This is a genomic window from uncultured Sphingomonas sp., from assembly GCF_913776855.1.
GTDB lineage: Bacteria > Pseudomonadota > Alphaproteobacteria > Sphingomonadales > Sphingomonadaceae > Sphingomonas.
In genome coordinates this window covers 1-18,630 of record NZ_CAJYQD010000015.1, presented here as the reverse complement: position 1 = coordinate 18,630, position 18,630 = coordinate 1, and the positions used below count along the sequence as shown (strand labels likewise).

Here is an 18,630-nt window from a genome sequence, read left to right as displayed (position 1 = left end):
GCATCCGCCGTGAACCGGCGGGCAAGCTCCTGAATCTCGCGCTGATCGTCGGTCAGGTCGAACTGGGTCACGCTATACTCTCCATTATCGTTCTGGCGGCGGTCCATTGTCGGCGCGCCGCCGCTTGTAGCTGGCGCCGTCACGGTGCCTTGTGCAGCACCCGCTGGCGATAGAGCGGGATCGCGATCGACAGTGTGTTGCGCTCGTACCAGCGCGGTGCCGGCACGCCCTTTGCCCACGCGATCGCCTCCAGCCGGTTTCCCTGCGCCGAGGACGTATCGGGCTGCGCCTGCGCGATCGGGTCGCGATACGCTGCGTCAGCGGTGACGATCTCCCACCCTTTCTTGCGCAACGCGGCGACCAGATCGGCGATCCAATAGGCGGCAAGGTCGGTTTCGTGGAGCAGCATCACCTGCACCGGCTGCCGTCCCAGCGCCTGCTTCGCCAGCCGGTCGCTGAACTCGGCGGATTCGACATGGGTTTCGACATACAGGTCGCGCAGCGCGTCCATGTCGATCGGCTCGCCGGCCTTGCGCGCGTCGATCGTCAGCCCCTCGATACTCCAGTCCGACCCGTCGACGGTGACATAGCCGTTCGACAGTTTCCGCGCGGCCAGCCCGGCGCGCACCGCGTCGCGCTTCGCCTTGTCGGTGCCGCCTTCATCAAGGAACGGAAAGCGGAACCACGGCCGCAGCCCCTTGCGCCCCATCAGCCACCCGCCGGCCCGGTCGATATCGGCCAGATAGGCCTCGGCCGTCATCGACTTGAGCGCGGGATGGCTGAAGCTGTGATTGGCGATCACGTGCCCCGCCTTGACATAGGCGGCGATCCGCCGCTCGCCCCCCGCCCCGTCCGGCGCGGACAGGTTGCCCGGCACGACGAAGAACGCGGCCTGCCGCACCTTCGCCTTGCGCAAACCGGCGATGAGCCGCTCGGTGCGTTCGTCGGGCGTCAGGAACGGCCCCCGTGCCCGCGGTGCGTCGTCGAAGGTCAGCGCGATCCGCTTCTGCGCAGCGGCGGGAGTTATCGCCGCCAGACACATCAGGATCGATACCACCACGTGCCGTATCATCTTGGTACTTCCTACTGTGCGCCGTCGATCCACATCGCCGGATATTAACCGCAACCTACCCGTACCCCCGCGCAGGCGGGGGTCCAGCGCCAAGCAGAACGACGATCTCCGCCTGCAACCCTGGGCCCCCGCCTACACGGGGGCACGCTGCGGGTCGGGGCAACGGCCGGCACCTCGATCGCCCGACACGTCAGCTCGTCACCCCATCGTCGGAATGACGAACGCATCCTGCGTGCGTGCCGCCGCGCCATCCTCGGCCTGGCCGCCCATCGCCGATCCGTCGGGCCAGCGCTGGGTGATCGTCTTGACCTTGGTCCAGAAGCGCACGCCCTCTTCGCCATGCTGGTTCACGTCGCCGAACGCGCTGCGCTTCCATCCGCCGAAGCTGTGATAGGCGACCGGCACCGGGATGGGCACGTTGATGCCGACCATGCCGACATTCACCCGTGCGGCGAATTCGCGCGCGGCGTGGCCATTGCGGGTGAAGATGGCAACGCCGTTGCCGTACTGATGCTCGCTCGGCAGGCGGACGGCGCTTTCGAAATCGTTCGCGCGCACGATCTGGAGGACCGGGCCAAAGATTTCCTCGCGGTACGATTCCATCTGCGGCGTCACATGGTCGAACAGCGTCGGGCCGATGAAGAAGCCGCGCTCATGTCCCTGCAGGCTGAAGCCGCGCCCGTCGACGACCAGTTCGGCGCCTTCCTCGACGCCCCTGGCGATCCAGCCCTCGACCCGCGCCTTGTGCTGGGCGTTGACCACCGGGCCGTAATGGGCGTCAGCATCGGTCGACACGCCCACGCGCAAGGCGGCGATGGCGGGGATCAGTTTTTCGCGTAGCGCCTCGGCCGTCTTCTCCCCGACCGGTACGACGACGGGCAGCGCCATGCACCGCTCGCCCGCCGATCCGAACGCCGCGCCCGCCAGATCGGCGACGACCTGATCGAGGTCCGCGTCGGGCAAGACGATACCATGATTCTTGGCCCCGCCCATCGCCTGCACGCGCTTGCCCGCCGCGACGCCGCGCCGATAGACATAATGCGCGATGTCGCTCGACCCGACGAAGCTGACCGCGCCGATCGCCGGATGGTCGAGGATCGCGTCGACCACCGTCTTGTCGCCATGCACGACCTGCAAAATGCCCTCCGGCGCCCCCGCCTCCAGCATCAGTTCGGCCAACCGCACCGGCACCGATGGATCACGCTCGCTGGGCTTCAGGATGAACGCGTTGCCGCAAGCGATGGCGACGCCGAACATCCACATCGGGATCATCGCCGGGAAGTTGAACGGGGTGATCCCCGCGCCGATGCCGATGGGTTGCCGCATCGAATAGACGTCGATCCCCGGTCCGGCGCCCTGGGTATAATCGCCCTTCAGCAAATGCGGCACGCCGCACGCGAATTCGATGACGTCCAGCCCGCGCTGGATGTCGCCCTTGGCATCGGCGATCACCTTGCCATGCTCGCTCGACAGCAGCTCGGCCAGCTCCTGCATATTCGCTTCGACCAACTGCTTGAATGCGAACAGGACGCGCGCCCGCTTCTGGGGATTGGTCACGGCCCATGCCGGTTGCGCCGCCTGCGCCGCCGCGACCGCATGGTCGAGATCGGCGGCGGTGCCGAGGCGGACATGCGCCTGCACCTCGCCGCGATTGGGATCGAACACGGCGCCGGTCGCGCCGCCCGTGGCATTGAAATCGCCCGCGATCACATGATCGATGACCCGCATACACTCTCCTGTCGGTCGCGGTTGAGCGGTCTCTCGCCGACTCATTCCCGCGTGTAATTTTATTGCTTTTGGCATAGCCGCGCGGCGCTGTCAGCGGGCAATCGTCGGAACCTTGGGTCCGGTCGTCCGCTTGGAGGCGCGATGGACGATGCCTCTCCCCCCGCCCGTGCGCAGCAGGCCGTGAAGGTCCGCTCGCGCTTTCGCTATCGCCTGACCTCATCGATCATCAACGCGCTGATCTTCTCCTCGTTGATCGGCGCGGTCAGCGCGCTGGTCCGGGTCGGGCCGGAGGGGTTCCGGGACGCGTTCGTGCAGGGGGCGCCGATCGGGTTTCTGACTGCCCTGCCCGCATCGTTGCTGGTCGTGCCGATGGTGCAGAAACTGGTCGACCGGCTGTTCGGGATCGATCCGCCGGAATAGCGCCGAAGCGAAGGTCGCTCGCACCCCGTCCAATAATATGATAAATTGCCTTATCGATCGGGCATCAGCGCTCGACAGCAAGGGGATGGACGGAATGCGCAGCAGCTTTGCGGGATTTGTGGCGTCGATATTGGCCGCGGTGGCGGCGATCCAGCCGGTCGCGGCGCAGGAGGTGCTGGACACCGATCCCAACACGCTGGCCCCGTCCAAGGACCCGAAGCGGGTCGCCAACGGCCTCGCCCAGACCCCGCCGATGGGGTGGAACAGCTGGAACAAGTTCGCGTGCAACGTGAACGAAGGCGTCATCCGCGCCACCGCCGATGCCATCGCGTCGAACGGGATGAAGGACGCCGGATACGAATATGTCGTGATCGACGATTGCTGGCACGGTACCCGCGACGCCAACGGCTTCATCACCGAGGATCGCCAGCGTTTCCCAAGCGGGCTGAAGGCGCTGGGCGATTACATCCATAGCAAGGGGCTGAAGTTCGGCATCTATTCGGATGCCGGCACCAAGACGTGCGGCGGGCGCCCCGGCAGCCAGGGCCATGAAGTTCAGGACGCGATCCAGTACGCGCGCTGGGGTGTCGACTACCTGAAATACGACTGGTGTTCGACCGGGGTGCGCAATGCCGAGGAAGCCTATGCGACCATGGCCGACGCGCTGAAGGCCAGCGGGCGGCCGATCCTGTTCTCTATGTGCGAATGGGGCAACAACCGGCCGTGGCTGTGGGGCCAGAAGATCGGCAATATGTGGCGGACCACCGGCGACATCACCGACAAATGGACCGGCAAGCACAATTACAGCTGGGGCGTGGCGTCGATCGTCGACATGAACGAGCCGCTATGGCCCTATGCGGGTCCGGGCCACTGGAACGACCCCGACATGCTGGAGGTCGGCAATGGCGGGCTGACCGACACCGAATATCGCGCGCATTTCTCGCTCTGGGCGATGATGGCCGCGCCGTTGATCGCGGGTAACGACGTCGCGACCATGAACCAGGCGACGCGCGACATCCTGCTCAACCGCGAAGTGATCGCGGTCGACCAGGACAGGCTGGGCCAGCAGGGGCACCGCGTCGCGCGCGATGGGACCAGCGAGGTGTGGGTCAAGCAGATGGCCGATGGCGGGCGCGCGCTGCTGCTATGGAACCGGGGCGAGGCGCCGGCCCGGATCACCGCGGATTGGGCGACGCTCGGCCTGCCCGCCGCAACGAAGCTGAAGGTGCGCGACCTGTGGGCGCACAAGGATCTGGGGCGGTTGTCGCGCAGCTACAGCGCGGAGGTCGCGCCGCACGGCGTGGCGATGGTGCGGCTGCAGCCTTAACCTCGTCACTTCCGCGAAGGCGGGAGTCCATAAACGCTGAGGTCGCGGATCGAGCCGAACCGTGGGCGTCTATGGATTCCCGCCTTCGCGGGAATGACGAAAGAAGGAACGCTTACCGCCCCCACACCCCTTTCCGCCCGTCGATCACCTTGCCGATCGCGGCGGCGATCTTCACGTCGTCCGCCACGTTCGGATGGAAATGGCACCCGCCGAAGCTCAGGCCCGTCATCGGCACCACCGCAAACCGGGTTTCGCCCGCGGCGCGCAGCTTCTCGCCGATTTTCGCCACCTCGCGCGCGATCTCCCCATCGGCGAGGTCGGTCGCCCACAGCACGAAGAACGCGCGCGGGCTGCGGCGGCGCAGGTCCTGCACGAAGCGGACATAGCGCGCCTCGTAATCGGCGTGGAGCGCGTCGCGGCTCTTCCAGCGTTCCTCGGGCTTCAGCGGTGTGGAAAAGTCGTTGGTGCCCAGCGCCATGACGATCACCTGCGGCTGCCAGCCGGCGTCGTTCGCCGGCGTCTTTCCGTCGAACAGCGCGTAAGGATAGGCATCGGGCACGGTCGGCGCGGCGAACCCACCATAGTTGCGCACGATCCCCCGCCCCGAAATGGCGTTGACGCGGTAGCCGGCGCCATAGCGGCGCGACAATTGCCCGGCGATCCCCTGCGACGTGTCGGTCGTCTCCCACACCTGCGCTTCGGTACAGTCGCGGCTGGTCGAGGTGTTGCCATAGCCGACGGTGTGCGAATCACCGATGAACTCGATCGCGCGGCGCGGCGCGGCGGGGGCGGCGAGCGCGGTCGATCCGACGGGAGCGTATAGGCCACCGAATGCGGTGGCCCCGGCCTGCGATTCGCTGACCACATCGACGCGGACGCGGTGGCGCCCTGCCTTTGCCGCACGCAACCGGTAGCGGCCGGGCGCCGGGCGGACCAGCGCGACCGGCGCGGCATCGTCGATCCGGATGCGCAGCGACACCTCGCCCGGCCCGACCGCGACATCGACGTCGCGGCCCTGAAAAGCGCCCTCGAAATACGTGCCCGGCCATTGCCGGCGATAGCGCGACAGGTCGCCATCCCCCGGCACCACCCGCCCGCCGACGGTCAGCGGCAGTGCGCGGCCGGTCGCGGCGTCGGCGGGCAGCGGGCGCAGGGCAAGGTCGGCGGGCGCCTGCGCCGGGGCGGCAGTCGCGCCGAGTGCCAGCATCAGCGGCAGGCCCGCGCGCAACAGGGACGGATGCATCGGCTTTTCCTTTGGCAGCGCGCCGAACGCGCCGACGAAAACAGTGTATTTCGCAGGCCATAGCTGGCACGCACGCCCGGTCCAGCGGAAAAGGCAGGCGACGGAATACAATGACGGACGACTGGATCGACACGGCACCGCATGTCACCGAAGCGGCAATTCCGCAGGATGCCGCGGCGTTCGATGAATTGCTCGACGCTGCGCGGCCGGTGGTGCTGCGCGGGCTGGTCGCCGACTGGCCGGCGGTGGCGGCAGGCGCGCAGGGGCATGGCGCGATGGCGGCCTATCTGCGGCGCTTCGACGGGGGCAAGCCGCTGGGGCTGTTTGCAGGCGCGCCGGCAATCGACGGGCGATTCTTCTACCGCGACGACATGCGCGGGTTCAATTTCGAACGCGGCAACATCCCGCTGCCGGTGCTGCTCGACGCGCTGCAAAAGGCGGCGGGCGAGACGGCACCGCCCGCCTTCTATGCCGGGGCCAGCGCGGCGAAGGATCATTTTCCGGGCTGGACCCGCGACAATGTCCTGCCGCTGCCGACCGGCGATGCGACCGCGCGGCTGTGGATCGGCAATGGCAGCCGGGTGTCGGCGCATTTCGACATGGCGAGCAACGTGGCGGTGGTCGTCGCCGGGCGCCGGCGGGTCGTGCTGTTCCCGCCCGAACAGATCGCCAACCTCTATATCGGTCCGCTCGACGTCACGATGGCGGGACAGCCCGCGACGATGGTCGACATCGAACGCCCCGACCTGACCCGCTTTCCCCGCTTTGCCGAGGCGCAGGCCCATGCGATCGTCGCCGACCTGGGGCCGGGCGATGCGATCCTGATCCCGACCTTGTGGTGGCATGAAATCCGCGCGACCGGCGCACTGAACGTACTGGTCAATTACTGGTGGACGCGCGGCACGCCCGATGCGCCGTTCCTGGCGCTGGTCCATGCGATCCTGGCGGTGCGCGACCGCCCGGCGGCCGAACGCGCGGCGCTCAGGACGTGGTTCGACCATTATGTGTTCGGCGACGACGCCCCGGCGGTGGCCGATCACCTGCCGGTCGCGGCACGCGGCGTGCTGGGCGCGCCGGGGCCGGAACGCGATGCGCGGATTCGGGGGTATCTGCGGCAGATGCTGGGGGGATAAGGCACCACCTCGTCATTCCCGCCTTTGCGGGAATGACGAAGAGGCGGGCATTCACCCCAGCCGCGCCAGCACCGATCCGTGCGAAGGCAGCCCGGCGACCGCCGCCTGCGTCGCGCTGCGCATCTGGCGCAGCGCCCCGGCCAGCCGCCCCTCGTCCAGCGCATCGGCGACCGGATCATGGCCGACCGGATCGACCCCCTGCCCCAGCAGCACCGCAACCCAGCTGGGCATCGCGAACAATTCATCCTCATATCGGAACACGCGGCCCCTGTGCCGGAACAGGTCCAGCTTGCGCGTCAGGCTTTCGGGCACGTCCATGGTGCGAACATGGTCCCAGAACGGCGAATCGTCCCGTGCGGTCGCGTGATAGTGCAGGATGATGAAATCGCGGATCGACCGGTAATTGTCCGCCATCTGCCGATTATATTCGTTGCGTTCGACGCCTGAGAAATCGCGGTCGGGAAACAGCGCGAACAGTTTCGATATGCCCTGCTGGATCAGGTGGATGCTGGTCGATTCCAGCGGTTCGAGAAACCCGCCCGACAGGCCGATCGCGACGACATTGCCTTCCCACATCCGATGGCGCTGTCCGGCGGTGAACGACAGGCGGCGGGGCGCAGCGGTGGGCGCGGAATCGAGGCGGGAGAGCAGCAACGCCTCCGCCGCGTCGTCGTCGAGGAACCGGCTGCAATACACCACGCCGTTGCCGGTCCGGTGTTGGAGCGGGATGCGCCATTGCCATCCCGCCCGATGCGCGGTCGCGCGGGTATAGGGCAGGACCGGCTCGGTGCGCTCGGTCGGCACGGCGATGGCGCGGTCGCAAGGCAGCCAGTGCGACCAGTCCTCATACCCCACCCCCATCGCGTCACCCAATAGCAGCGACCGGAAGCCCGAGCAGTCGATGAACAGGTCGCCCGCGACCCGGCGGCCATCGTCCAGCACCACGGCGGCGACATGGCCGTTATCGGCGCGCTCGACGGCGACGATCCGCCCTTCGACCCGCGCCACGCCATCGGCCTCGGCACGCTTGCGCAGGAACGCGGCATAGAGCGTCGCGTCGATATGATAGGCATAGGCCAGCCCCGACAGCGGCGATCGCGGATCGCCGACCGGCGGACCGAACGCGGCGGCGCGCGCCGCCACGGTGCTAGGGGAATAATCACCGATCGGCCCGATGCCCGCTTCGCCGCGCAGCTTCAGCCAGAGCTGATGAAAGTTGATCCCTTCGATATCGCGGCCAAAGCTGCCGAACGGGTGGAAATAGCCGCTGTCGGGGCGGTGCCAGCCGGCAAATTCGATGCCCAGCTTGAAGCTGCCCTTCGTCTCGCGCAGGAACGCCGCCTCGTCGATGCCGAGCAGCTTGTTGAAGTTCAGGATCGACGGGATCGTCGCCTCGCCCACGCCGACCGTGCCGATGGCATCGGATTCGACCAGCGTGATCCGCCGCTGCCCGTCGTCGAGGAACCGGCCGGCGGCGGCGGCGGTCATCCAGCCGGCGGTGCCCCCGCCGACAATGACGACATGGGCGATACGGCAGTCGGTCATGCGGGTGTTTCCCATACGGCAAGGCGGGCGGCGAGTTCCTGTATCAGGCGGGCGGCTTCGGCGGGCGCAATCGACTGTGCGATCGGATCGGGCCGCTCCGGCCGCATCCCCTGCCCCAGCAGCACCGCGGTCCAGGCATCGCGCTGGACCAGTTCCTCGTCCGCCGGCACGACCTGTCCACGCCGCGCGAACTGCGCCAGCAACCGGTCGAGCGAGAGCGGGGGGGTTGCGGTACGCAGCCGGTGCCAGAACGCCCCCTGCGTCCGCCCGCCGCCATGATAGTGCAGCCCCAGAAAGTCACGCATCCGGTCGGCCTGCAGTCCCGCACGCCGGTTATATTCGGCCTGCAGCAACGGTTCGGGATCGCGCGCCGGCAGCAGTTCCAGCAGCAGCGCCAATTGCCCCAGCGCCAGGGTAAAGCCGGCCCGGCCCAGCGGTCCGGGCTGCACCGCCGCATCCCCCAGCGCGACGATACGCCCGGCAAAGGGTTCGGACAGGCGGCCAGGAGCGATCGCGATCCCCTTGCTCCCCGCCTCCACCCGCACGCCGGGCCAGTTCGCCCGCCACCCTTGCGCGGTCGCGGCATAGCGGTCGCAGCTGCCGGGGTCCGCCTCCGCCGGGTTGAACGCCACATGGTCGCACGGCACGGCTTCACGCCAATCCTCGAACGCGCGGCCGCCGCTCAGCAGGCGAGCCGGACCGCCGGCGTCGATCGTCAGGTCGGCGTCGATCGGCGTGTCGGCAAAGCGCACGCCGGCCTTTCGACCGATCGACGTCAACGCCTGCACCATCCGCGCGGGGTCGAGATGCAGCGCCGGTTCGACGCCTGGATCGGCAATGCCCGCTGTAGCGGCGACACAGGCCGGGACCAGCGCATGGAACGGCGGCACCCGCTCCCCCGCCGCCCTTGCCCGCAGCCACAGTGCGGCCAGCCGACCCTGCGCCAGGGTCGCGGCGGCGTCGTCGCCGACCACCCATTTCGTGCCGTCCCGGCTCCAGTCGGCAAAGACGCTGGCATAGCGCGGTCGCGCCACGCCACGCGCCAGCAGCAGCTCGGGCGGCATCCCGATCCGGGCCAGCACGGCATGGACCGCGGGCAGCGCCAGCGGGAACCGGTCGGCCAGCGCATCTGCGGCGACCGGTGCCGGGATCAGCGTCACCCCGGCATCCGGCAACGCCAGTTTCAGCGCCACCGCACTCACCAGCGCGACCGGCCCGCCGCCGACGACCGCGACCGATCGCAAGCCCGATCGTGCGTTCATGGCCGCCGCTCCAGCGCGGCATCATGCGTCGGTATCGCCGCCACCCGGTCGGCAATCGCCTGTGCAAGCGACCCCAGCGCACGGTCCAGCCCGGCGGCATCGGGCAGGTCGGCACGCGGGTCCCACCCGTCGGGCATCACTCCCTGCCCCAGATACACCGCGACCCAGCTGGGTTCGAGGAACAGGCCATGGCTGTATTTCGACACCAGCGCACTGCGGCGCCACAGCGCCAGCTTGGTCGCGAGCGTGGTCGGAATCGCCATCGTCCGCACATGGTTCCAGAACGGCGAATCGTCGCGCGTGGTCGCGTGGTAATGCAGGATCAGGAAATCGCGGATGCGGTCATATTCGGCATCGATCGCCGCGTTGAACCCGTCGCGATCGACCTCCGCCACCTGGGCCAGGGGGAAATGTTCGATCAGCGCGGTGATCGCCGCCTGCACCAGATAGATGCTGGTGGATTCGAGCGGTTCGAGGAACCCCGAGGCCAGCCCGACCGCGACGACATTCCCCGCCCAGCTGCGCCGCCGGCGCCCGGCCCGAAACCGCAGGAAGCGCGGATCGGCCAGTGCCGGCCCGTCCAGCCCCGCCAGCAACGCGGCGGCGGCTTCGTCGTCGGACACATGGCCGCTCGCATAGACATAGCCATTGCCCACCCGGTGCCGGAGGGGAATGCGCCAGCGCCAGCCGCCGGGCATCGCGGTCGCGCGCGTATAGGGTTCGATCACGCCTTCGGGGCTGGTGCATGGCACCGCCACCGCCCGGTCGCACGGCAACCAGTGCGACCAGTCCTCCCACGGTTCCGCCAAGGCCTCGCCCAGCAGCAACGACCGGAAGCCCGAACAGTCGACGAACAGGTCGCCTTCGACCCGTCGGCCATCGTCCAGCGTCACCGCCCGCACCGTATCGCCCTCGCGCTCGACGGCGATGATCCGGCCCTCGATCCGGGTCGCGCCGCGCGCCTCCGACCAATCGCGCATGAAGGGGGCGAAGCGGGTCGCGTCGAATTGATAGGCATAGCCGAACGAGGTCGTCGGATCGTTGGGGTCGCTGCCCGGCCGTTCGAACCGGCGCTGTTCGGCGGCGGTGACGCCGGCGGAAAACGCACCGATCGGCGGCATCGCGCCCGCCGCCGCCCGGCGCAGCCAGTAATGATGGAACGCCACCCCGCCAAGTGGTCGGCCATAGGTCCCGAACGGGTGGATGTAGCGGTCGCCGATCCGGCCGAAATCGCGAAACTCGATGCCAAGCTTGTAGGTCGCCTCGGTCGCGGCCATGAACGCCGCCTCGTCGATGCCCAGCCGTTCGAGGTACAGGCGCAGGTGCGGCAACGTCGCCTCCCCCACGCCGACGATGCCGATCGATTCCGACTCGACCAGCGTCACGGTACAGGCGGCCGGCAACAGCCCGACCAGCCCCGCCGCCGTCATCCACCCCGCCGTACCGCCGCCCACGACGACGACCCGGACCCGGTCCCCCGTATTCTGCACCTTCTCGACCATCCGCTCCTGTCGCCGATCTGTCACCGCTAGGCCACACTGACAACGTTATCGACAATTGGGAAATTGAATTATCATATTTCTGTTGTGTTGCTGAAATCGCAGTCCTACCGGGACGATAACCCGCAATGGCGAGGTTGTTGATCGGGTCCTGCAGGGACTATGGGGAGGAAGCATGATGGTGTTACGCCATAAGCAGACGGCTATGGACGGTTTGAACGCACGCAAGCGGCTGGGTGCGACGGCATCGATGCTCGCACTGACGGTTGCGGTGCAGCTGGCTGCCACGGGCGCCATGGCACAGACGACGACGGCGCCGGCATCGCGCGACGACACGTCGACGCCACAGACCGAAGTCGCACCGCAGACCGACGGCGTTCCGGCCGGCAGCAGCGCGGGCAAGCGTCCCGTGTCGGGCAGCATGTCGATCCAGAACCAGGGCACCGTCGACCAGTCGAACGTGACCGCATCGGACGTTCAGACCCCGGCGGCGAACACGACCGACGGTGATGACATCGTTGTCACCGGTCTGCGTCAGTCGCTGGCGAATGCACAGTCGATCAAGCGCAATGCTGACACCGTTGTCGATGCGATCACCGCCGAAGACATCGGCGCGCTTCCCGACCGTTCGGTCAACGAAGCGCTGCAGCGCGTCGCCGGCGTCGCGATCACCCGCTTCGCAGCCGCGACCGACACCGCGCACTTCTCGGTCGAAGGATCGGGCGTCACCATCCGCGGCCTGTCGTACGTCCGTGGCGAATTCAACGGTCGCGACAGCTTCGGCGTCGGCGGCGGTCGTGAAATCGGCTTCAACGACGTGCCGACCGAACTGGTCGGCTCGGTCGAGGTGTACAAGAACCTGACCGCCGACATGATCGAAGGCGGCATCTCGGGTTCGGTCAACATCAACACCCGCAAGCCGTTCGATACCAAGGATACGCTGATCTACCTGTCGGGCAGCGTGAACTATGGCGACTATAACGGTCGCAGCGAACCGGCCGTGGTCGGCCTGTTTTCGAAGCAGTGGAACCTGGGCAACGGCGGCCGTTTCGGCATCATGGCCAGCGGCAGCTACAACCGCCAGCGCAGCCGGTCGGACTCGGTGTTCTATTCGGCGTTCCTGCCGCGCTACAACGACGACAAGAACGGCAACGGCGTACAGGACGCCGGCGAAGGCCGCTTCCTGAATGCGGGCACACCGTTCCAGTCGCCGACCGCATTGTTCGACCGCTATCCGGTGCCGTCGGGCCGTGATTTCGTTTACGTGCCGCTTGGTGCTGGCATGCGCATGCAGAATTTCGACCGCAAGCGCGTCGGCTATTCGGGCGCGGCGCAGTATGAGAACGCGTCGCGCAACCTGCTGGTCACCGCGCAGTTCCTGCGCGCCGAATCGTCGCAGACCTGGCTCGACCGCACCGTCGAACCCAATGTCTATTACGCCGATGCGAACGCTATCTTCCCGCAGGCCGGCACCACGCCGACCTATGACGATGACGGCCGCTTCACCAGCGGCACGCTGATCCGCCAGGGTGGTGGTCAGTACACCACGCTGGGCAACCGCTACTTCTCGACCAACGGGTATACCCAGGACCAGTCGCTGAACGTGAAGTGGGACCCGACCGACCGCCTGCACCTGAACTTCGATGGCCAGTATGTCTATTCGAAGGCGCGCGATTCGGACGATGTCGTCGAACTGGCGAACTTCAACGGCGTGTCGATCGACGGGCGCGGCGACGTGCCGCAGATCAATCTGATCCCGGCGAACGGCCAGTCGGTCGCGAACTATTTCAGCAGCCAGACCAACACGTACATCCGCGATGCGATGAACAATCGCACGCATTCGGACGGCGACGAATGGGCGTTCCGCGCCGATGCGCAGTATGACGTGTCGGACGATTCGTTCCTGCGCAAGATCCGTGTCGGGGGCCGCTATGCCACCCGCGACCAGACGGTGAAGGCCAACGACTATAACAACTGGGGCGCGGTGTCGGACACTTGGACCTCGGGTGGCCTGGCGTCGGTCGACAAGTATCGCGACAGCATGTCGCCGGTTAACTTCGCCGACTTCTATCGGGGCGAAGCGGTCCAGCCGCCGACGGCCTGGGGCATCCGCGACAACATCCTGACCGACCATGACGCACTGACCGCGCTGCTGCGCACGGCGACCAAGCAGGGCGGCGGCGGTTACACCCCGTTGGAGGACCGCGGCACTGCCGCCGTTCCGCTCGTTGACGGCTATTTCAAGCCGAGCGAAGTCTATCGCATTACCGAAAAGACCTATTCGGGCTATGCGCGTCTCGACTTCGGTATCGACGACATTGGCGGTGGCCAGTCGAGCCTGTCGGGTAATATCGGCCTGCGTTTTGTCCATACCGAAGACCAGTCCTTCGGCTCGATCGCTTTCAACTCGCCATCTGAGCTCGCAGGTTTTAACTCGGTGGCAGCGTATTGTAGCAGTCCGAACCAGAACAACACCGTTCGGGCTATCTGTACTGTTTCGGCAGCCCAGCAAGCAGCTATCGTAGCTTTTGCGAACGGCACCTCGCAGTCGAATGTTGCCAGCCAAAAGTTCGACAAATGGCTGCCAAGCCTGAACATCAAGTATCAGGCAACCGACCAGCTCCTGTTCCGCTTGGCGGCATCGAAGGCTATTTCGCGTCCGGGCTTCACCGATCTGCGCAACTTCGTCGGCCTGGCGCCGTCGTCGTCGAACACGACCGGCATCTACGGTTTCTCGGCCAATGCCCGGAACCCGTTCCTGCGCCCGATTGATGCGAAGCAGGTCGACCTGACCGCCGAATGGTATTTCGCCAAGGTCGGCTCGCTGACTGCGGCGGTATTCTACAAGCAGCTGTCGAACATCATCCTCGACAATTTCGGGTATAGCCGCAGCCTCACGAACAACGGTCAGACATTCCCTGTTACCATCAACGGTCCGGTCAACGTCGCGGGCAATGCGGACATCAAGGGCGCCGAACTCTCGTACCAGCAGACCTACGACTTCCTGCCGGGTGCGCTGCGTGGCCTGGGGACGCAGGCGACGTTTACCTATATCTCGCCGGGCAAGCTGCCCAACGCACGGCCAGATAACCGGATCGAAGACGGCAATCGTCCGCCGCTCGACGTCGCGGGCCTGTATGACGGCCTGCCGCTCGCGCAGCTGTCGAAGTACAACTTCAATGTCTCGGCCTTCTACGACTTGGCCGGCGTCTATGCGCGTATCGCCTATAGCTGGCGTTCGAAGTATCTGCTGACCAACCGCGATTGCTGCTTCCCGTTCCTGCCGGTCTATTCGGACGCGACGGGCCAGGCGGACGCCTCGCTGTTCTATACGGTCAACAAGCAGTTCAAGATCGGCGTGCAGGTCCAGAACCTGCTCGACGCGACGACCAAGACCTCGTTCGTGCTGAACGGCGACGGCCTCGAAGCGCCGCGTTCGTACTTCAAGAGCGATCGTCAGTTCCAGCTGAGCGTTCGCCTGACGCTCTGATCTTTAACTTCGAAAGACACCTTTCTGGGGGTCGCAACCATCTGGTTGCGGCCCCTTTTTGCATCACCGGACAGCGGTGCGCATAATTTGAAAAGCAAATATCGATATTAGCATTGACAGCGGTGACGCTCGCCGCCCAAGCTGCTGCCATCGACAGCAAGAGGACGCGGCGGCATCGGACCGGCGCGCATGAAGGGGACCTGATGACCACCATCGCTCGACGCACATTCCTCGGCACCTCGGCCCTGCTGGCCGGCTGCACCATGGCACCGCCGGTCGCCACCACGCCGGCCGCGACCAACCGTGCCTTCGTCCGGCGCGATGGCGCGCGGCTGATGGTCGGCAACGAACCGTACCGCTTCGCCGGTGCCAACATCTGGTACGCCGCCTATCTGGGTGCCGATGCACCCTATGGCGACCGGGCGCGGCTGGGGCGCGAGCTGGATGCGCTGGCGGCGATGGGCGTCACCAACCTGCGCGTGCTGGCGTCGGCTGAGGAAGGGCCGCTCAAGAATTCGATCAAGCCGGGCTTCCGTGGCCCTGGCAAGGATTACAACCAGACGCTGCTCGCCGGTCTCGATTATGCGCTCGCCGAAATGGCCAGGCGCAACATGCGCGCGGTGCTGCACCTGACCAATTTCTGGGAATGGTCAGGCGGCATGATGACGTACCTGTCCTACGTCAATGGCGGCCAGTATCTGAACATGAACGATCCGGCGCATCCATGGCCGGAATTCGCCAACTACAACGCGCAATTCTATGGCAACCAGCGCGCGATGGAGCTGTATCGCGACTGGATCCGCACCGTCGTCGGCCGCACCAACAGCGTGACCGGCACACGCTATGCCGACGATCCCGCAATCATGGCGTGGCAGCTGTCGAACGAACCGCGGCCGTCGGGTGATATGGCGCACGCGAACCTGCCGCAATTCTACGCGTGGGTGCGGGCGAGCGCGCAGCTTATCAAGTCGATCGATCCCAACCATCTCGTCTCGACCGGCAGCGAAGGGCTGAAGGGCGGACTGGAGCGCGCCGACATCGTGCTGGCCGAACACGCCATTCCCGAAATCGACTATCTGACGGTACATATATGGCCGAACAACTGGGACTGGGTAAAACAGACCGACCTCCCCAACACCGCCGCGCGGGGTGAGGTGCTGACCGACAAATATATCGCCGACCATGTCGCGCTGGCCCGCCAACTCGACAAGCCGATGGTGATCGAGGAGTTCGGCTATCCGCGCGATGGCGGCAGCAACGATCCCGCCGTCGCGACGACGTACAAGGACCGCTTCTACGGCCGCATCTATGCCGCTGCGCTGAAAAGCATGATCGAAGGCGGACCGATCGTCGGCACCAATTTCTGGGCGTGGAACGGCGAGGCACGCGCACAACATCCGGACTATCGCTTCGCCGAGGGCGACCGGCAATATATGGGCGATCCGCCCCACGAGCCGCAGGGCTGGTACGGCATCTTTACCGGGGATACGACCGTTCGACTGGTGGCGGATCAGGCGGCGGCGATCGCCCGGTTGCCGCGCTAGAGGCGACCTTCGTCATTCCCGCGCAGGCGGGAATGACGGCGGGCGCGGGTCACCGCCCCGCCCCCTCCAGCCCCGGCACCACCGCCGCCTGCGGCAGATAGCGCGGCGCGACCCGTGCCTGCGCTCGCTGTTCATAGGCATAGCCCGCCGACAGGATCGCCGCATCGGTGCCGCCCGTGCCGATGAACGACAGCCCGACCGGTAGCCCCTGCACCAGCCCCATCGGCACGGTCAGGTGCGGGTAACCGGCCACCGCCGGCAGTTCGGATGCCGACGGCCCGCCATATTGGTCGCCATAGACGGGATCACTCAGCCACGCGGCGGCATAGGTCGGTTCGACCAGCAGATCGGCCCGCGCCGTCTTCAGCATCGCATCGATGCCCTCGCGACCGGCCAACCGCAGCGAGGTCGCGCGCGCGGCACGATAGGTGGGATCGACCAGCCCCTTGGTTTCGGCTGCCGCCTCGAACAACTCCTGCCCGAAGAACGGCATCTCGGCGGCGGCGTTCGCGCGGTTGAACGCGATGACCTGTTCCAGCGTCCGCGTCTTCACCGCCGCCGGCGTCGTGGCAAGATAGGCGTCGAGATCGGCCTTCAACTCGGTCTTCAGCACCAGCAGTTCCGCCTCACCCAGCCCGTCGAGCTTGGGCGGCGTTACCTCGACCAGCGTCGCACCCGCGGCGCGCAGGACCTTCAGCGCCGCATCCAACCGTTCGGCCAGCGCCACCGGCATCCCGGCGGGACGGATGACGCCGACCCGCTTGCCCTTCAGCGCGCCTGCCGACAGCCCGGCGGCATAGTCGCGCACCACGCTCCGTACCGTCGCCGCATCGGTCGGATCGGGGCCGGCCATCGCCGACAGCAGCAGCGCGACGTCACGGACCGATCGGCCCATCGGTCCCGGCGTATCCTGGCTATGGCTGATCGGCACAACCCGGCTGCGGCTGACTAGCCCCAGCGTCGGCTTGAACCCGACCAGCCCGTTGATCGACGACGGGCAGACGACCGACCCGTCGGTCTCGGTCCCGACCGCTACGGCGGCAAGGCTGGCGGCGATCGCGGCACCTGATCCCGACGATGAACCGCAGGCGGTGCGGTTGAGCGCATAAGGGTTGCGCACCAGCCCGCCGACCGCGCTCCACCCGCTCATCGACCGGGTGGAACGGATATTGGCCCATTCCGACAAATTGGTCTTGCCGAGGATCACCGCACCGGCGCGGCGCAGATAGGCGATCATCGGCGCATCGCGGCGGGTGACGTTATCCTTCAGCGCCAGGCTGCCGGCGGTGGTCGCCATGGCATCGGCGGTTTCGATATTGTCCTTGATGAGGATCGGCACGCCGTGCAGCGGCCCGCGCACCCGCCCGGCGCGCCGCTCCTCATCCAGCGCCCTCGCCTGCGCCAGCGCGTCGGGGTTGGTCGCGATGACGCTGCGCAGGGTCGGTCCCTGCCGGTCGATCGTCGCGATCCGGGCGAGATAGGCCTGCGTGATCGCGACGCTGCTGGTCGCGCCCGTCCGCATCCGTTGCTGGAGTTGATCGACCGATACTTCCTCAACCGGATCGGCAGTCGTCTGCGCCGCCGCCGGTGCCGCCACGATCGCCAGCGCCGCAATGCCCGTCAGTCCGTATCCCCGCATATCCGCCCCCTTCGATCCACGGACCGGAAGCTATCGCAGCTACCGCCCCGCGCAATGGCCGAAACGGACCGCGAACAGCAGAAACCCCGCCAATCCAACGGACTGACGGGGTTTTCGAAATGGTGGGCGCGGCAAGGATTGAACTTGCGACCCCTGCGATGTCAACACAACCTGACACCACATCGACCATTCGCGAAAACCGCAACTAGCTGAAATTCTTTCGATTTCCCGAACCTGTAGGGCCTTCATACCGCGCTCGCGGTTAACAATCCACCCGTCACTGTGTCACCAGTGTGTCAGCAGCTGGACCGATGGACGCAACTTTAACGATGCGTCGTCACAGCCCCACCTATCGACAACGATCGATGAACACACCGAAGCGGCAAAGCGCACATTGCAAGCGCGCGACGAGAACACTGGCTTACGCGAGTTGCAAAGGAACATCGAAGACGTTCAAGCGCACCGCGATCCATAAGTGATGACTATCACATCAGTAAATTCAGAACATTCTAGGGGCTCTTCTACAAGCAAATATAACCGCTATACAGAATTATCCCTGACAAACGGCCACTTTCTGTGTTATTAGGGTGGCACCCGTCCTCTTAGAGCCCGACTCATAATTCGAGTTTAGCGATACGGCGTGTCATCCGCCTGATGGAGGCGATGACAAGCCATGCTTCTGCGGAGGCGACGGATGCCTCCCAGTCTTTGGCGAGACGGCGGCATCG

12 protein-coding genes and 1 pseudogene are annotated in these 18,630 nt (G+C 66.4%); 5 read left to right on the top strand and 8 right to left on the bottom strand.

The genetic code is table 11. The features are described from left to right. Positions 1–139: 139 nt before the first annotated feature. A complete protein-coding gene (locus tag QZ755_RS04065) occupies positions 140–1,072 on the bottom strand; it encodes a polysaccharide deacetylase family protein (RefSeq protein WP_294320015.1) in 933 nt (310 codons plus the stop codon). A 198-nt stretch (positions 1,073–1,270) separates the two neighbouring features. Continuing rightward, positions 1,271–2,800, bottom strand: coding sequence for a CoA-acylating methylmalonate-semialdehyde dehydrogenase (locus QZ755_RS04060; protein ID WP_294320013.1), 1,530 nt, complete (start codon positions 2,798–2,800; stop codon positions 1,271–1,273). Positions 2,801–2,941: 141 nt separating this feature from the next. Between QZ755_RS04060 and QZ755_RS04055 the strand changes: the two genes are divergently transcribed. Continuing rightward, on the top strand, positions 2,942–3,220 hold the full coding sequence (locus QZ755_RS04055; protein ID WP_294320011.1) for a DUF2798 domain-containing protein: 279 nt from the start codon (positions 2,942–2,944) through the stop codon (positions 3,218–3,220). Between the two features lie 85 nt (positions 3,221–3,305). Further along, a complete protein-coding gene (locus QZ755_RS04050) occupies positions 3,306–4,547 on the top strand; it encodes a glycoside hydrolase family 27 protein (RefSeq protein WP_294320009.1) in 1,242 nt (413 codons plus the stop codon). Positions 4,548–4,659: 112 nt separating this feature from the next. On the opposite strand, the gene QZ755_RS04045 is transcribed toward QZ755_RS04050, so the two are convergent. Continuing rightward, complete coding sequence (locus tag QZ755_RS04045; protein WP_294320007.1) at positions 4,660–5,790, bottom strand: SGNH/GDSL hydrolase family protein; 1,131 nt, start codon at positions 5,788–5,790, stop codon at positions 4,660–4,662. Between the two features lie 110 nt (positions 5,791–5,900). Here QZ755_RS04045 and QZ755_RS04040 point away from each other — a divergent pair, with 110 nt between their 5' ends. Beyond that, a complete protein-coding gene (locus QZ755_RS04040) occupies positions 5,901–6,923 on the top strand; it encodes a cupin-like domain-containing protein (protein WP_294320005.1) in 1,023 nt (340 codons plus the stop codon). 51 nt (positions 6,924–6,974) lie between these two features. On the opposite strand, the gene QZ755_RS04035 is transcribed toward QZ755_RS04040, so the two are convergent. From QZ755_RS04035 to QZ755_RS04025, 3 genes are read right to left on the bottom strand one after another with little or no spacing between them, the layout of a single operon-like run. Next, positions 6,975–8,468, bottom strand: coding sequence for a tryptophan halogenase family protein (locus QZ755_RS04035; protein ID WP_294320001.1), 1,494 nt, complete (start codon positions 8,466–8,468; stop codon positions 6,975–6,977). After that, on the bottom strand, positions 8,465–9,730 hold the full coding sequence (locus QZ755_RS04030) for a tryptophan 7-halogenase (protein WP_294319999.1): 1,266 nt from the start codon (positions 9,728–9,730) through the stop codon (positions 8,465–8,467). The genes QZ755_RS04035 and QZ755_RS04030 overlap by 4 nt, the downstream gene beginning before the upstream one ends. Then, a complete protein-coding gene (locus QZ755_RS04025) occupies positions 9,727–11,232 on the bottom strand; it encodes a tryptophan halogenase family protein (RefSeq protein WP_294319998.1) in 1,506 nt (501 codons plus the stop codon). The genes QZ755_RS04030 and QZ755_RS04025 overlap by 4 nt, the downstream gene beginning before the upstream one ends. Positions 11,233–11,434: 202 nt before the next feature. On the opposite strand from QZ755_RS04025, the gene QZ755_RS04020 reads away from it, so the two are divergent. Next, positions 11,435–14,719: a TonB-dependent receptor gene (locus QZ755_RS04020; protein WP_294319996.1), complete on the top strand. Its 3,285-nt coding sequence runs from the start codon at positions 11,435–11,437 to the stop codon at positions 14,717–14,719. Between the two features lie 203 nt (positions 14,720–14,922). Next, the gene (locus QZ755_RS04015; protein ID WP_294319994.1) at positions 14,923–16,263 is read left to right on the top strand and encodes a cellulase family glycosylhydrolase; all 1,341 of its coding nucleotides are present in this window, start codon (positions 14,923–14,925) and stop codon (positions 16,261–16,263) included. A 49-nt stretch (positions 16,264–16,312) separates the two neighbouring features. Here QZ755_RS04015 and QZ755_RS04010 read toward each other — a convergent pair whose 3' ends face one another. Together QZ755_RS04010 and QZ755_RS04005 are read right to left on the bottom strand one after the other, a co-directional pair. Then, positions 16,313–17,902 carry an amidase gene (locus QZ755_RS04010; protein WP_294319993.1) on the bottom strand — a complete coding sequence of 530 codons (1,590 nt, stop codon included), beginning with the start codon at positions 17,900–17,902 and terminating at the stop codon, positions 16,313–16,315. Between the two features lie 614 nt (positions 17,903–18,516). After that, positions 18,517–18,630 (bottom strand): annotated as a pseudogene (locus QZ755_RS04005) (IS5/IS1182 family transposase); the annotation flags it as partial.

What these genes read in the sequence shown, in the direction of transcription:
- QZ755_RS04015 (WP_294319994.1), top strand. Translation starts at nt 14,923, where the DNA reads ATGACCACCATCGCTCGACGCACATTCCTCGGCACCTCGGCCCTGCTG.
- QZ755_RS04035 (WP_294320001.1), bottom strand. Translation starts at nt 8,468, where the DNA reads ATGACCGACTGCCGTATCGCCCATGTCGTCATTGTCGGCGGGGGCACC.
- QZ755_RS04010 (WP_294319993.1), bottom strand. Translation starts at nt 17,902, where the DNA reads ATGCGGGGATACGGACTGACGGGCATTGCGGCGCTGGCGATCGTGGCG.
- QZ755_RS04030 (WP_294319999.1), bottom strand. Translation starts at nt 9,730, where the DNA reads ATGAACGCACGATCGGGCTTGCGATCGGTCGCGGTCGTCGGCGGCGGG.
- QZ755_RS04040 (WP_294320005.1), top strand. Translation starts at nt 5,901, where the DNA reads ATGACGGACGACTGGATCGACACGGCACCGCATGTCACCGAAGCGGCA.
- QZ755_RS04055 (WP_294320011.1), top strand. Translation starts at nt 2,942, where the DNA reads ATGGACGATGCCTCTCCCCCCGCCCGTGCGCAGCAGGCCGTGAAGGTC.
- QZ755_RS04060 (WP_294320013.1), bottom strand. Translation starts at nt 2,800, where the DNA reads ATGCGGGTCATCGATCATGTGATCGCGGGCGATTTCAATGCCACGGGC.
- QZ755_RS04025 (WP_294319998.1), bottom strand. Translation starts at nt 11,232, where the DNA reads ATGGTCGAGAAGGTGCAGAATACGGGGGACCGGGTCCGGGTCGTCGTC.
- QZ755_RS04020 (WP_294319996.1), top strand. Translation starts at nt 11,435, where the DNA reads ATGGACGGTTTGAACGCACGCAAGCGGCTGGGTGCGACGGCATCGATG.
- QZ755_RS04050 (WP_294320009.1), top strand. Translation starts at nt 3,306, where the DNA reads ATGGACGGAATGCGCAGCAGCTTTGCGGGATTTGTGGCGTCGATATTG.
- QZ755_RS04045 (WP_294320007.1), bottom strand. Translation starts at nt 5,790, where the DNA reads ATGCATCCGTCCCTGTTGCGCGCGGGCCTGCCGCTGATGCTGGCACTC.
- QZ755_RS04065 (WP_294320015.1), bottom strand. Translation starts at nt 1,072, where the DNA reads ATGATACGGCACGTGGTGGTATCGATCCTGATGTGTCTGGCGGCGATA.